The 14,132-nt window shown below is 42.9% G+C and carries 12 protein-coding genes; 8 read left to right on the top strand and 4 right to left on the bottom strand.

The window, feature by feature from the left end; genetic code table 11:
• Positions 1–11: 11 nt before the first annotated feature.
• The gene (locus N473_RS00975; RefSeq protein WP_063366355.1) at positions 12–767 is read left to right on the top strand and encodes a transporter substrate-binding domain-containing protein; all 756 of its coding nucleotides are present in this window, start codon (positions 12–14) and stop codon (positions 765–767) included.
• 30 nt (positions 768–797) lie between these two features.
• On the opposite strand, the gene gloA is transcribed toward N473_RS00975, so the two are convergent.
• The 4 genes from gloA to N473_RS00955 all read right to left on the bottom strand — a co-directional run bounded on the left by gloA (position 798) and on the right by N473_RS00955 (position 5,441).
• Positions 798–1,238: a lactoylglutathione lyase gene (gene gloA, locus N473_RS00970; RefSeq protein ID WP_063366354.1), complete on the bottom strand. Its 441-nt coding sequence runs from the start codon at positions 1,236–1,238 to the stop codon at positions 798–800.
• A 74-nt stretch (positions 1,239–1,312) separates the two neighbouring features.
• Positions 1,313–3,262 carry a pre-peptidase C-terminal domain-containing protein gene (locus N473_RS00965; protein WP_063366353.1) on the bottom strand — a complete coding sequence of 650 codons (1,950 nt, stop codon included), beginning with the start codon at positions 3,260–3,262 and terminating at the stop codon, positions 1,313–1,315.
• A gap of 5 nt (positions 3,263–3,267) precedes the next feature.
• On the bottom strand, positions 3,268–3,945 hold the full coding sequence (locus N473_RS00960; protein ID WP_063366352.1) for a DUF1566 domain-containing protein: 678 nt from the start codon (positions 3,943–3,945) through the stop codon (positions 3,268–3,270).
• Positions 3,942–5,441: an ethylbenzene dehydrogenase-related protein gene (locus N473_RS00955; RefSeq protein ID WP_063366351.1), complete on the bottom strand. Its 1,500-nt coding sequence runs from the start codon at positions 5,439–5,441 to the stop codon at positions 3,942–3,944. Before N473_RS00955 ends, N473_RS00960 begins: the two co-directional genes overlap by 4 nt.
• A 160-nt stretch (positions 5,442–5,601) precedes the next feature.
• Between N473_RS00955 and N473_RS00950 the strand changes: the two genes are divergently transcribed.
• From N473_RS00950 to N473_RS00920, 7 genes are all read left to right on the top strand, one after another.
• Entirely contained in the window at positions 5,602–6,789 is a 1,188-nt protein-coding gene (locus N473_RS00950; RefSeq protein WP_063366350.1) for a sensor domain-containing diguanylate cyclase, read from the top strand.
• Between the two features lie 73 nt (positions 6,790–6,862).
• Entirely contained in the window at positions 6,863–7,921 is a 1,059-nt protein-coding gene (locus N473_RS00945; protein WP_063366370.1) for a DUF2066 domain-containing protein, read from the top strand.
• Positions 7,921–8,625, top strand: coding sequence for a DnaA regulatory inactivator Hda (hda, locus tag N473_RS00940; RefSeq protein WP_063366349.1), 705 nt, complete (start codon positions 7,921–7,923; stop codon positions 8,623–8,625). The genes N473_RS00945 and hda overlap by 1 nt, the downstream gene beginning before the upstream one ends.
• A gap of 84 nt (positions 8,626–8,709) precedes the next feature.
• Positions 8,710–9,690 (top strand): phenylalanine--tRNA ligase subunit alpha, encoded by a 981-nt coding sequence (gene pheS, locus N473_RS00935; protein WP_039609339.1) that lies wholly within the window; start codon positions 8,710–8,712, stop codon positions 9,688–9,690.
• A 13-nt stretch (positions 9,691–9,703) separates the two neighbouring features.
• Positions 9,704–12,091, top strand: a complete 2,388-nt coding sequence (gene pheT / locus N473_RS00930) for a phenylalanine--tRNA ligase subunit beta (protein WP_063366348.1) — start codon at positions 9,704–9,706, stop codon at positions 12,089–12,091.
• Positions 12,092–12,093: 2 nt separating this feature from the next.
• Complete coding sequence (ihfA, locus tag N473_RS00925) at positions 12,094–12,393, top strand: integration host factor subunit alpha (RefSeq protein ID WP_023400419.1); 300 nt, start codon at positions 12,094–12,096, stop codon at positions 12,391–12,393.
• A gap of 139 nt (positions 12,394–12,532) precedes the next feature.
• Positions 12,533–14,122, top strand: coding sequence for an EAL domain-containing protein (locus tag N473_RS00920; protein WP_063366347.1), 1,590 nt, complete (start codon positions 12,533–12,535; stop codon positions 14,120–14,122).
• Positions 14,123–14,132: the final 10 nt, after the last annotated feature.

The following is a 14,132-nucleotide window of genomic DNA, read 5'->3' as shown; positions in this document are numbered from 1 at the left end:
TGTTAGGGTTTATGTTGTTAAAGTTATTTGTATTGGGTGTTTTTGCTTTATTGTCACTGAGTGTAAAGAGTGCTCAGATAGAGCGCCTTAGTTTGTATACTTACCACAACAAACCGCCATACATAGAAAGTTTGGCGGACAAAAAAGGCCTGTATTTTGATATTGTGAACTTGCTTAATGAGTTCCAGCCAAACCTGCAATATAAGTTGGTTTTTATGAGCAAAGAGCAGATCCGCCAACGGCTTGAACGCGATACTTTAGCGGGGGTCGTATTAGGGGTTAACCCCCAATGGTTTGGTGATATTGAACAGCAAAGGTTTATTTGGAGTGACCCGCTGTTTTACGACACAGATGAATTTGTATCGAGCATTAAAAAACCGTTTGAATACCTAAGTCAAGCATCATTACATGGGAAAAAATATGGCGGTGTAGAGGGGTATTTTTATCCTAAGTTGGCAGAAGCTGAGCGCAGAGAGAAGCTAACAAGAGTAGATGCAGGCAGTGAAAAGGAATTACTTGAATTGATTTTGCAGCAACAATTGGATTTTGCGGTGGTTAGCAGACCAACCTTTTTTTACTTTGCCAAGAAAAATGGCTGGTGGACAAGTTTATCTTTATCGCATCAAGCCCATCAGAAATACTACAGGGCTATTCTGATACCAAAATCAAATAAAGCGCAGTTTACTCCTTTACTCAATACAACCAATTCTTTGGGATTCAAAAAGTATATGAAGGAGCTGGTGAGCTCATACCATATATCAGAATGAAGCGGAGCGACTCCGCTTTTTCTTAATGTTTTACCATGTGCCTGTATTTGGCATTGATAGCCACGGTTCTTGCGGCTCTAACGGCTGATTTTTTTGCAGTAGTTCAATAGAAATGCCATCAGGAGACTTGATGAATGCCATATGTCCGCATCGAGGAGGTCGGTTAATGGTGACGCCAGCTTGTTGGATTTTGTCGCACAGCGCATAAATATCATCAACGGCGAATGCTAAATGGCCAAAGTTTCTGCCACCTGTGTACTCTTCACTATCCCAGTTATAGGTTAGCTCAATTGTTGGTGAAAACGTTGCTTGTGCTTGTTCAAGCTGACCTGGAGCGGCTAAAAAAATTAAAGTAAAGCGACCTTTTTCGCTTTCTTTACGCTTAATTTCAACCAATCCTAATAGGTCACAATAAAATTTAAGTGATGCGTCTAAATCTTTTACGCGCACCATGGTGTGTAAGAAGTTCATAACTTGCCCCTTGTGATTATGCCCCACATGATAGGGGCAAACTTAGACTTCGCAAGGGGCAATTTACATATAGATTAATATTCGGCGCTTAACGTGACGCCACTATATGTTTCATATGCTCTCACACCTAGGTGCCATGTACCCGCCGTAGGATTAGTTATGGTGCAGGTTTCGGCATTTCCATTTTCGTAGGGGCGGCAATCATAGCTTGAAGTGGTCGGTTGGCTACCTACGCGGATATAAAGATCTGCATCGCCTGTACCGCCGCTAATTTTAACTGTTAGCTTGCTCGCACCTGCTGGGACATCGAAAGTTTTGTGAGTCCAGTTTGATTTATTCGCTGAAAGCCCCGTCCACTGCTGTTTATTGCCCGGATTAGTTGCTGAACTGAAAGATCCAACCAACGACACGCCGCTAAAGGCAGCATAACCGTTTAGCATCACATAATACGTGCCCGCTTGCACATTTGAGATAGTACAAGACTCATTATTACCATCTTTGTATGGGCGACAGTCATAGCTTGAAGTTGTTGGTTCTGTCCCAAATTTAACATACATATCTACGTCTCCAGTACCGCCGCTTGTTGTAAACGATAGCTGGTTGGCATTGGCTGGCACGTCCATGGTGAAAACGGTTTTACTGCCTTTTGCACCCGTTAACCCTGTTGCAGGCACGTCGTTTTCAAGTACATTAGGGTTTGGCAGATCAGGCGTATCAATAATTGAACGGCCAGACGTACTTTGGACTAGAGGCAAAATGTCGCCTAAGCCACTTGCGTACCACCAGTTTACATTACCAGGTAATGCTAATGGATCAGCGGCGCGCTGCTCACGAGATAACGTATTGGTAGAAGAGGAAAACTGAGCCGTTCTTACTTCAAGTTTGTTCGGTGTTACAGACAGTACTTTGAACTGCTGAATGCTCGCTAAGTCAATAGTCCAAGACTTAGGATCATTTGCTGAACGTGCTGGTGCCCCCCAGCTTCCTTCACCTACATACACAGTGCCGCCAGTGGTCGTTTTGACAAAATTACTGCCTGATGGTTTCAGTGCTTCTGTGATTTTATTGATGTGAGTGTCTGATTCAACAACTAGGTTCATCGCGTGATCATAAAAGTTATTTGCCCACCAAGTATGCAAGATGGTGTTATCAGATTTGCCAGAATAGTGCGGGTACATGGGTTTATGATACTGGGCTACTCGCCATTTAGCACTGCTACCTTGACTCTGCAGGTCTTGCTTTAACCAGTTATTCATAGCAGTCGCGTAGCTTGACCAACCACTGTTTTTGTACTGGCTGTTGAGCGTATAAACTCGAAGCAAATTAGACACATTGAAAGCGCCGTAGGTATCAGCACTTGTACATTGACCGTCACTGTTATAGTCAACCCCAAACACCTGGCATAAGGTCTTGTAGTTATCATCTTCATGATTACCATGTGTGGCAACAAACGGGTATACACGTTTATAGTTTTGTCCGCCAATCAAATCACTGGAAAAGGTAAGTTGCCAATCTTTGAGGTATTCCTTCATTTCCGACGCCGAGTTGGCATTGGTATAATCCCCACCGTGCATGATAAATAGCGGTCTGATTTTTGCGACCATTTGATTGCCTGAACGACGTGTGGTCCAGCCTGTTCGGGTATCTCCGCCAGCGATGGCAACAAAGCCAGTCGTTGTTGATGTTGGCGCAGTTTTAAACCATAAATGTTGACCACATCCCGTGCTATCACACACACGATAGTAAATCGCGGAATCAGCAGGCAGGCCTGTCAGCTTCACGAATTGGCTGCTTAAACTACCTGCAAAAGTATGGCTGGCAGTGACTGTTTTGCTGGTCCAGCTAGACTCATCAGTACTAGTCCCGTATTTCACCACGTGATTTGATCCGCTGGTTGGTGTAAAACCAATGGTTGCTTGGCTACTTGGGTTACCATCCCAAACGATACGATGGTAATCACTGCCTGCATAGCAACTACCTGCCATGAGCAACGTTGAAGCGAGGCCAAAATGGAGCGCTCTCATAGTTATTATTCCTGTTTCTGTTGTGTAATTAGTTCGCGACGACTTAGCTGCGGTGAAGTATTTGCTGCTGGCAGATCGGCGACCAGCATCACAAATGCGGCATTTCGGTAAGGCAGCGTGTAACTTTTACCAAAATGGAAATTAATTGCGGTTGCGCCATCGCCACCTTGACGATATTGCTTGGATAACGGTTGGCTGTGGTCCGCGCTCCAGTAATCTCCTTTTTTTATATGCACAAAAAAGTCATTGGCGATATAGGGGTGAGCAGGAGAGGCGGGGTCTTGAATTAAGCTACTTAGCTCTTGCGCGCTTGGTAAACGCCATTGAGTTAGGCCACACAAAGCCTGTTCGTTGGTACGGCGTATTAAGTCCTGGGTATCACAGCGGTTGGGTTCAAAATAACAATCTCCGAAGTTCTCTTTACCTTGCGCACCGTTAAACCAAGAATATGTCCAATAACCATCATGAATGGTTTCGTTATCTGTTTTTACTTCCCAAAGTAGTTGATTTTGAGTGTCATGCACGCAAGCCCATGGGCCTTGCCATGGTGACAGTGTCTTGCCGTCTTGGGTTATTTTTGTAAATCGTGGATGTTGGCTTAACTTAGGTTGTGCTGGAGGCACTAAGCAAATACCGATAAATACTGCAATGATGAATGCAGAGATTAAAAGCCGTTGGATCATAGTGCATACCTCAATTTTATCGCTTTTATATGCCTTGTGTGCGCAATCTGTGCATGGTCAAACGCCGATACCCACATACAGGTTCCGGTTTGCAAGGGAATGTCATATTTAGATCGGGTGTTGTGCTTGCGAACTAACTCTAGCGTCCAGCGTCCGTCGTGCCACTCACCTCTCGCTCTGACATCCGCTCTGTCTCCTTCAAATCGGTTAGAACGATACAAAACCGAAGGCAAAAGAGTCCCAATAGGGTAGGTATCTTGTTGGTGTTGATAAGGCTTTGATCCAAACCATGGCAGAACAGCTTGATGGGATTGTGGATCCATGGGCAAGCGTTTTGGCGATACCCCTTGATTGCTATACCATTGCCAGTTCATCACATATGCACCACTTTCTTTTCCGTCGGCTTGGTAACCTGCTGAGTATCGACGTTTTCCTTTGAGATGTTCACTGGGTGGTCCAATAAAGTTATCATCGGCGAGGTACATATCATTGGTTCTTACGGCTTTCCAATGCCATAAATCTCTGACCTTGCCATCCAAGCTGGCATGGTACCCCTTACCGTGCCAATTCTTCGGTTTATTCTTAATTGGTTTACTGCCAGAGTGATAGGTATTGTCCCCTGCAATTTCGCACCCATCGGAAAGCATGACGGCAAATTTATCCTCATAAAAGGTGCGTTCATCAAAGCGATAAAAGCCGTTCTCTTGTACTTGCCAACCATTGTCCGTTTTTAGCAGTGGCAAATGGTTGGTACTCTTTGATTTGTCTTGCCATGAGATGAGGAAGTAGGTTTCATATTGATTCGCCAGTGCTTTGATGGAAACTTCGGTGCTGCCATTGTCAAAGTTTGCGCCGCCAATGGTTGTGACTGTATACGTGGGGGCAGATTGCCACTGGGCTTCTGTGGCTTTACCATCAATTTCAATAAATACGGTATCAGCCATTGTTTGTACTTCAAGCTGGTGGCTTGTGTTTACGGTGAATGTATGAATAAACAGACCCAATATGACCAAGCATAGTGTGATGGCACCGTGCATAAGCTTGAGACGTTTTGGCAATATTGCGCCAAACACACCGCGTCCTTTTTGCAAGATATAAATCCAAGCGTGAAGCACGAAATAGCTGACCATTAACCACATTGCGACTTGGTGAATACTCCGTGCATAATGGCTATGAAAGTTTGCCCAAACCGCCCATCCAGATAACACGATAAGGCAAATGCTGATGTATCCTAAGTAATTAATTATTTTATGATAAATGGATGGGTAACTACGAAAAGGGGCACGTAAAGAGTAACCTGTGTATGCGATGACGAGCAGCGTCAACCCCACTGCAAATCCAAGGTGCCATGTATGTATTGCACCTTGTGGGAGCAATACAGATATCGCAGCCAACCAGTCTTGACTAACAAGTGAAATTCTAAAGCCTGTTAACATACTGCCGATAATCGTTACAATGGCAAGTATATGTAAGACAATAAAAGTTTGTCTTTCCATAAAGGTTTTCATAATAATTATTGTTTTTGTAAATATAGTGTAAATTACAATGTTTACATAAATATGTCATTTTTCAAATACTGCAAAAGGGTATAGTTTTGTCTAAACTTTAAGCAGTTGAGCTTAGATAACAGTGTTAATAGTTACAGAGGGATACGCAATGGAAAAAATAGCTGTAGAGGCGGTAGACAGCGGCTATGTGATTGATAGCATGACGGATATAGTAGCGTGTTTGAATACATCAGATTCAATTCAACGCTTTTTACTGGATATTCATTGTATATTACAAAAAGTAACTTATGCAGATAATTTTTATGTGGTCTTATATCAAGAAAATGGAAATTTATCTTTCCCGTATTTTCATGATGTTAAGGACGATATTGAGGCGGAGGAGTTAGACAACTTATCTTTAGATGACATTTCGCACTCACTGACAGCTTTTGCCCTGAAATCACATAAAGTGTGCAATTTCAATCAGCATGATATTGAACAGTTAATTGATAAGGGCGAAGTAAATATTTTGGGCTCAGTACCCATGCAGTGGCTATGTTTCCCATTGGTTAATCGTAGCCAGCACTTGGGTGCGTTCATTATTCAATCATATCGAAAAGAAAACGAATACTCAGGCATGATCGTTGATGTCTTGTATACCATCAGCCATGTTATCTCATCAGCGCTGGATGCATTTAATAATCAACAAGCCTTAATTGAAGCAAATAAATCGTTGCAAAGCTACCAGACAGAGCTGGAACACAAAGTACAAGAACGGACGTCTGAACTCAAAGAAAGCTTAACGAAGCTTGAGCATGAAATAGAGGTACGAGAGTCACTTCAGCAACAGCTAGAGCATGATTCTTTGCATGATAGCTTGACCGGGCTTGCCAATCGAAAATACTTATTTAAGGAGTTAGAGCGATTGTCTGCACGCTCGCAACGCGGAGATATCCTCGTTTATGTGTTGTATCTTGATCTTGATGATTTTAAGCCCATCAATGACAACCACGGTCACCAAAGTGGAGACTTAGTGCTTAAAACGGTGAGTGAACGACTCAATCAAACTCTAAGAAGCTATGACTTTGTATGTCGCTTGGGTGGGGATGAATTTGTCGTGATGTTAACTGAAAAAATAGACAAGCAATCATTAAGTCAGTTGGCTGAGCGTATGCTGAAGTCTTTGTCATCGCCTATAACGTTAGAATCTGGGATAGAGGTGCAATGCGGTTGTAGCATTGGTATTGCTTCTGTGATCAACCAATCTTTTGACGCTCAAGCTTTGATCCATGATGCGGATCTGGCATTGTATGAGGCGAAAGGAAAAGGAAAAAATCAAATTTATTTTGCCAAGTAAATGTATCGCCATTGCTTTACCAGCGTGTATGATTGCATTAGGATCAAACTTTATTTTTATTAAATGGTTGCGAATGGCACAAAAACTCTTCTTTATTTGTCTATTTTGGATGTGCAGCTCCGCGTTTGCGATAGAAGTGACGGATCTATACGAGGCAACGCTTGTGGTTGATGACAAAACGCGTGCCACGCGCGCCAAAGCCAGTCAAGATGCGTTGGATCAGGTGATCAAGAAGCTTACAGGGAAAGCTGGGCATAGTGATCATCCATTGATCAAAAAAAGCAAAAGACGTATATCAGATTACATGCTGAAGTACGAATATATTGAGCATGCCAACCAAGAGCTAAAGATACGAGTGCGCTTTGAAGCTGAGAAAGTTGAAAACTTGGTCAGAGAGAGCGGGTTTGGGCTTTGGGGTAACCGACGCCCTCTGATTGCGATTTGGTTAGTAATTGAAGACAATTTGAGGCGCGACTTTGTGACTCAAGAGAGTTACCCTCAGTTAGAGCGATTAATTTACGATACGGCTGCGGAGTGGGGGATCCCCGTTGTTGTGCCATTGATGGATTTAACTGATCGTTCGCAGGTCGGCATTGCTGAGGTATGGGGGAATTTCTCCGAGCCTGTAGAGGCCGCATCGGCCCGCTATAATGCTGAGCGGGTGATCACTGGGCGTTTATTCAAGCAGCCTAACTCCAGCAGTTGGCAACTGGATTGGCGTTATACGGATGCGGAGATGTTTGAGTCAGTGCAACTGGTGGGTGACAAGCAGCAGTTATTGATTTCTATGATCAATGATATGTCGGCGGCGCTTGCCAGTGAATATATCATTGACCCGACTAAGTCTTATGCTACAAATAGTACCGTGATCACGGTCGACGGGCTAAGAACATTTGATAAAATAGAACGTGCGAAAAGAGAGTTATTGACCATCAGTACAGTGAATAGCGTTGATGTTATTTATCGAAGTAAACAGCAAGTTCAATTTGAAGTAGAGCACCTATCTTCTGTCTCAGATTTACAAAAGTCACTGAAGTTGGAACAGTCTTTCGAGGTCTACGTAGACCCGCGGGCTTTTCATCAGGTCGTCAGTTCTGAAAACTTAAGGTACAGCTGGGTAGGGCAGCAATAATGTTAGATCCGATGCAGTTGGCTTTACCAGTAACTTTGCCAGATGACGAGACGTTCACATCTTATTTTGGCGGTGAAAAATCACTTGAAGTGACGCACTTAAAAAAAGCGTTAAGTGATATCCAGTCCGATTTTCAATTTACTTATTTATGTGGCTTGGCAGACTCCGGTAAGTCTCACTTGTTGTATGCAACGTGTATTCATGCGCAAGAGCTCGGCCTATCAACGATTTTACTTTCACTTCGTGAAGTGATTAAGTTCGGCCCAGACGTGTTAGAGGGGCTGGATGCACTGGACGTAGTGTGCATTGATGATGTGCATTTAGTTGCTGGCAATGAAGCAATGGAAAAAGCCCTCTTTAACTTTTTTAATCGCTTTAACGAAGCAGGTAAGTGTTTAGTGATGACCGCTGATCTCTTACCTAACATGCTCAATATCGAACTGCCCGACTTAGAGTCACGATTGGCATGGGGCACGACTTTTCAAATTCGCTCAATGAGTGATGATGATAAAGCTGAAGCATTAGTGAAACGTGCGCACATGCGTGGACTCGAATTAAGTGATGAATGTGCCCGATTTTTACTCACTCGATTGAGCCGAGATATGCGGGCATTATTGGATGTTTTGGATAAGTTAGACCACGCATCCATGGCTGCACAGCGAAAACTTACCATTCCTTTTATAAAAGCAACGTTAAAGCTGTGAATTTGGGCTAGAATCTAGCCCCATCTTTCAGTTATCATAACTGATTCAGAAAAGGCAAATTACCTCAACCAGATCAGGTATAGAATGAACTTAGAGAATATTTTAGCGCAAGCGCTTGAAGCCGTTTCAAGTGCCAGTGAGATTGCGCAACTTGAGGAAGTCAGAGTTAACTACCTTGGTAAAAAAGGTGAGATTACTGGGCTATTAAAAACCCTAGGCAAGCTAGCGCCAGAAGAGCGTAAAGAAGCAGGTCAAGTAATCAACCAGGCAAAAAACCAGGTACAAACTGCAATTAACGAAAAACGTGAAGCACTTGCAAATGCTGCATTAGAGCAAAAACTAGCAGCAGAAACAATTGATGTGACTTTACCAGGACGTACAGCGCCAACAGGTGGTTTACACCCTGTAACGCGTACTATTGAGCGTATTGAATCATTTTTTGGTGAGCTCGGGTTTGCAGTAAAATCAGGTCCTGAAATTGAGGATGATTTTCATAACTTTGATGCTTTGAATATTCCTGAGCATCATCCTGCGCGTGCTGACCACGATACGTTCTACTTTAATCCAAAGCTTGTTTTACGTACTCAAACAAGTGGCGTACAGATCCGTACGATGGAAGCTGAACAGCCTCCACTTCGCATTATCTCTCCTGGACGTGTTTATCGTAACGATTACGACCAAACACATACTCCAATGTTCCATCAGGTTGAAGGCCTAATGGTTGATGAGAATGTCAGCTTCACTGAGCTGAAAGGTATTTTGCACGATTTCCTACGTAATTTCTTTGAAGAAGACATGGAAATTCGTTTCCGTCCTTCATACTTCCCATTCACTGAGCCGTCTGCTGAAGTCGATGTAAAAGGCAAAAACGGCAAATGGTTAGAAGTACTTGGTTGCGGTATGGTGCATCCAAATGTTTTACGTTCAGTCGGAATTGACCCTGAAAAGTACACTGGTTTTGCCTTCGGTATGGGTGTAGAGCGCTTGACGATGTTACGTTACGGCGTGAACGACTTACGTGCATTCTTCGAAAACGATTTAAAATTCCTAAACCAATTCAGATAAGAGCGAACCAAAAATGAAATTTAGTGAAAAGTGGCTAAGAGAGTGGGTAAACCCTGCGATTGATACGGATGCTCTTTCTGAACAGCTTTCTATGGCAGGTTTAGAAGTAGATGGTGTAGATCCGGTTGCTGGTGACTTTGATGGTGTAGTCATTGGTGAAGTCGTTGAGTGCGGCCAGCACCCAGATGCTGACAAGCTTCGCGTGACAAAAGTAAACGTTGGTGAAGAAGAATTACTCGACATCGTATGTGGCGCGGCAAACTGCCGTGCAGGTCTAAAGGTTGCGGTTGCTAAAGTTGGTGCTGTATTACCTGGTGGTTTTAAAATTAAAAAAGCAAAACTACGTGGTCAGCCTTCTCACGGCATGCTATGTGCGTTTGAAGAGCTTGGTATGGCGGAAAGCTCTGACGGTATTTTAGAATTACCAGCAGATGCAACAATTGGTCAGAACATTCGTGAATATTTCCAATTAGACGACGTCACTATCGATGTTGACTTAACAGCAAACCGCAGTGACTGTCTAGGCATTAAAGGCCTTGCACGTGAAGTGGGTGTATTAAACGCTCTGGATGTAACTGAAGTTGCTATCGACACAGTTGAGCCAACCATTGATGACAAGATTGACATTGAGCTAGTAGATAGCGACGCGTGTCCTCGTTATTTAGGCCGAGTTATTAAGGGCATTAACCTTGATGCTGAGTCGCCACTGTGGATGGTCGAAAAACTGCGCCGCTCAGGTATTCGCTCAATCGATCCTGTTGTTGATGTGACTAACTATGTATTACTTGAGCTAGGTCATCCGATGCACGCATTTGACCTCGCTGCTATCTCAGGTGGCATCAAAGTACGTAAAGCACAGCAAGATGAAGAGTTAGTATTGCTAGATGGCAATACCGCTAAGCTCAATACATCAACATTACTGATTGCTGACCACGAAAAAGCATTAGCAATGGCGGGTATTTTTGGTGGTGAAGCATCAGGTGTTAAAGAGGGTACTCAAGATATCCTACTTGAAAGTGCATTCTTCAACCCACTCGCGATTGCTGGTCAAGCGCGTAGCTATGGCTTGCACACTGATGCTTCTCACCGTTACGAGCGCGGTGTAGATCATGAGCTTCAGCGTGATGCTATGGAGCGTGCGACTGCATTATTACTTGAAATTGTTGGTGGTGAAGCGGGCCCAGTTGTTGAAGCTGTTTCTGAAGCAGATTTACCAGCGGCTAAATCAGTAACACTTCGCCGTGAGCGTTTAGACCGTGTGATCGGTTATCACATTGAAGATGCTAAAGTAACAGATATTTTGACTCGTCTTGGTCTAGAGGTATCGGTTGATGCTGGTCAGTGGCAGGCACAAGTGCCAAGCTACCGCTTTGATATCAGCATTGAAGAAGATCTTATCGAAGAAGTTGCACGCGTATTTGGCTACAACAACATTCCAAATGTTGCGCCAATTGCAGCACTTAAAATGACAGATCACCAAGAGGCATCTGTACCAGTTTCTCGTTTCCGCAATGAGCTAGTTGCACGAGGCTACCAAGAAGCGATCACTTACAGCTTCGTAGACCCTAAAAAGCAGGCGCTACTGCACCCACAAAGCGATGCGCTAGTGTTGCCTCACCCGATTTCGGTTGAAATGTCTGCAATGCGTGTAAGTTTGATGCCGGGTCTTGTAAACGCTTTGGTATACAATCAGAACCGTCAACAATCACGTATTCGATTCTTTGAGCATGGATTAAAGTTCATCAAAGATGAAAATGCAGAAAACGGTGTTCGTCAAAGTGCTGTGATTGGCGGTATTGTGTATGGCAATACACATAATGAACATTGGGGAATTGAAACTCGTAAGGCTGATTTCTTTGATATTAAAGGTGATGTTGAAGCTTTACTTGCAGTTTGCAACGACCCTGCTAGATTTAGCTTTAAAGCAGAAGCGAGTGATGGTTTACATCCTGGTCAATCAGCGGCAATTTATGCTGATGGCGTTAAAGTTGGATTTATCGGTGCGATTCATCCTCAATTACAAAAATCGCTAGAATTGAACGACACAGCGTTTGTATTTGAGGTAGAAGTGGATGCAATTTCACAAAGAAAGCTACCAGAAGCCGTTAATATCTCAAAATTTCCATCAAATCGCAGAGATATTGCTATTTTAGTTGCAGATGATGTAAAAATAGGCGATATTTTAGAAAGCATTGAGAAAGTTGGCGGAAATCAATTAGTTGACCTAAACTTATTCGATGTGTATAAGGGCAAAGGTATTGAACCCGATTATAAGAGTTTAGCCATCGCCCTAACCCTACAAAACGTTGATAAAACGCTCGAAGAGAAAGATATCAACGAAGTAGTAGACAGAGTCGTGGCCGAATTGGCCAAACAATTTAATGCATCGTTGAGGGACTAGATATGGCGCTTACTAAAGCCGACATAGCTGAACACCTATTTGAAAAACTGGGGATAAATAAAAAGGATGCCAAAGACTTAGTTGAAGCGTTTTTTGAAGAAATCCGCTCAGCGCTTGAAAACGGAGAGCAGGTTAAGCTTTCTGGCTTTGGCAACTTTGACCTACGTGATAAAAAACAACGTCCAGGTCGAAACCCAAAAACTGGAGAAGATATACCTATTTCTGCAAGGCGCGTTGTAACTTTTCGACCAGGTCAGAAGTTAAAAACTCGTGTTGAAGTAGGCACAAGCAAAAACCTGTAAGCTGAATTATTGGCATTTTGCCAGAATGATTTTACGGCTTTCCCTCAAAGGGTTTACTCGCAAGAGTAAACCCTTTGTCATATATCGGTCATATTTACGCATTAGACTTTGCTAACTCATTTTATCTTGGAAATTTGACTTGAGTCAGAGAGTATCTGCTTGGACTAATCACTTTAAGAATATTGTTGTTTCTTGGCTGATCTGCTCATTTCTTTTTGGTCTCCTTTCTATTTTTATCTATATCCAACATGCTGAGTCTAATAAGGCATCCGTCAGGGCGATGGCTGAGCGAGTGATGATTGAGTTTGGCACTCAATTAAATAGTGTGGACAGTTTTTTACATCATGCTGACAGCATAGACGTTCAATGTTCAGATTCCGCTATTGCGAAAATGAGACAATTTGTTTTTAAACATCCAGCGGTGAGTGAAATAGGAATAGTTAACCCCGCTGGTGAGTTAGTGTGTAATTCGTTCGGATTACTGTCTTCACCTCTGTTTATCAGTGAGCCACCTAAAAAGAGAGGGCTTAGGTATCACGGTCCTATTATCTCTGAGTTTTTGCAAGTGTCCGCATTTGTGTTGGCCAGAACTCGCCATGATGGCTATGAAGTGAATGCATTATTACCGACCGATTGGATCAACGATATGATCCATTTAAGCAAATATCCTGAACTTGATTACATTACAATCGTCGATAGTGAGACCGGTGTACCTATATTTTTGCAAGGTGAGTATAGTTTACCACTCGGGCATGCATTGTTTCCTTTGTCTCAAAGCACTGAATTAGAGAAGTTGTTTGATGATCAGAGTCGTAAGTTTCTGTATATGAAACCTTTTCAAAGTGTTCCGCAGTTATCTATTATCGTGGCTAAAAATGCTCGATTTTTAGGGTTACCGAGCCCAATCTGGTTAATGGCCTTGTGTTTTATGTATGTGTTGTCTTGGCTTGGGTTGGTTTTGATATTGAATCATTATGATAAACGTGTGTTCAGCAGCCGGGCATTGTTATTGAGTGCGCTGACTCGTCAGGAGTTATTTAATGTCTATCAACCTTTGGTAGATGCGCAGCAACAAACTGTCGTCGGTGTTGAAGTGTTGATCCGTTGGATGCATCCTATTGAAGGGGAGTTGGGACCAACCTATTTTGTGCCAGAAGCAGAACGAGATGGCACGATATTAGAGATATCATTGTATCAAATTGACAAAGCGATATCTGATTTGAGGTCTGTTTTAGTTACTAACCCTGATTTTAAAGTGTCATTTAACGTGAATGGTTATTTGCTAGGCTGCCCGAGTTACATAAAAAAGTTGTGTGAAGCTAAGTCTGTATTTCATAACTTAACCATAGAGCTTACTGAGCGTGATGTACTATCCGAAACAAAAATTAAGTCGGTCCTGCAACGGTTGGGTGAGTTAGGCGTTGAAATTGCGATAGATGATTTTGGTACGGGCTATTGTGGTTTACAGTACTTGCAGAGTTTTCCAATTGACCTGCTCAAAATAGATCAAAGCTTCGTTGCCTCCATTGGTTTAGCTAATTTGCAATCTCCAGTTTTAAATGCGGTGATAGAAATGGCCGATAAGCTGGGTAAAAAGTTGATAGCTGAAGGTGTTGAAACGCAATTACAAGCTAATTATTTAAGTGCGCGTGGTGTGAATGTGCATCAAGGTTGGTATTACCATAAGGCCCTAAGAGCTGGCGCTTTGAAAAAACTGCTCAGGGGTTGAGAAAGCCCCA

Source organism: Pseudoalteromonas luteoviolacea CPMOR-1 (genome assembly GCF_001625685.1).
Lineage (GTDB): Bacteria > Pseudomonadota > Gammaproteobacteria > Enterobacterales > Alteromonadaceae > Pseudoalteromonas > Pseudoalteromonas luteoviolacea_K.
Note: the sequence above shows the minus strand (reverse complement) of the source record. Positions and strands in the feature narration are given on the sequence as shown.

Coding starts and splice junctions, on each gene's coding strand:
- N473_RS00975 (WP_063366355.1), top strand. CDS start 12: ATGTTGTTAAAGTTATTTGTATTGGGTGTTTTTGCTTTATTGTCACTG.
- gloA (WP_063366354.1), bottom strand. CDS start 1,238: ATGAACTTCTTACACACCATGGTGCGCGTAAAAGATTTAGACGCATCA.
- N473_RS00965 (WP_063366353.1), bottom strand. CDS start 3,262: ATGAGAGCGCTCCATTTTGGCCTCGCTTCAACGTTGCTCATGGCAGGT.
- N473_RS00960 (WP_063366352.1), bottom strand. CDS start 3,945: ATGATCCAACGGCTTTTAATCTCTGCATTCATCATTGCAGTATTTATC.
- N473_RS00955 (WP_063366351.1), bottom strand. CDS start 5,441: ATGGAAAGACAAACTTTTATTGTCTTACATATACTTGCCATTGTAACG.
- N473_RS00950 (WP_063366350.1), top strand. CDS start 5,602: ATGGAAAAAATAGCTGTAGAGGCGGTAGACAGCGGCTATGTGATTGAT.
- N473_RS00945 (WP_063366370.1), top strand. CDS start 6,863: ATGGCACAAAAACTCTTCTTTATTTGTCTATTTTGGATGTGCAGCTCC.
- hda (WP_063366349.1), top strand. CDS start 7,921: ATGTTAGATCCGATGCAGTTGGCTTTACCAGTAACTTTGCCAGATGAC.
- pheS (WP_039609339.1), top strand. CDS start 8,710: ATGAACTTAGAGAATATTTTAGCGCAAGCGCTTGAAGCCGTTTCAAGT.
- pheT (WP_063366348.1), top strand. CDS start 9,704: ATGAAATTTAGTGAAAAGTGGCTAAGAGAGTGGGTAAACCCTGCGATT.
- ihfA (WP_023400419.1), top strand. CDS start 12,094: ATGGCGCTTACTAAAGCCGACATAGCTGAACACCTATTTGAAAAACTG.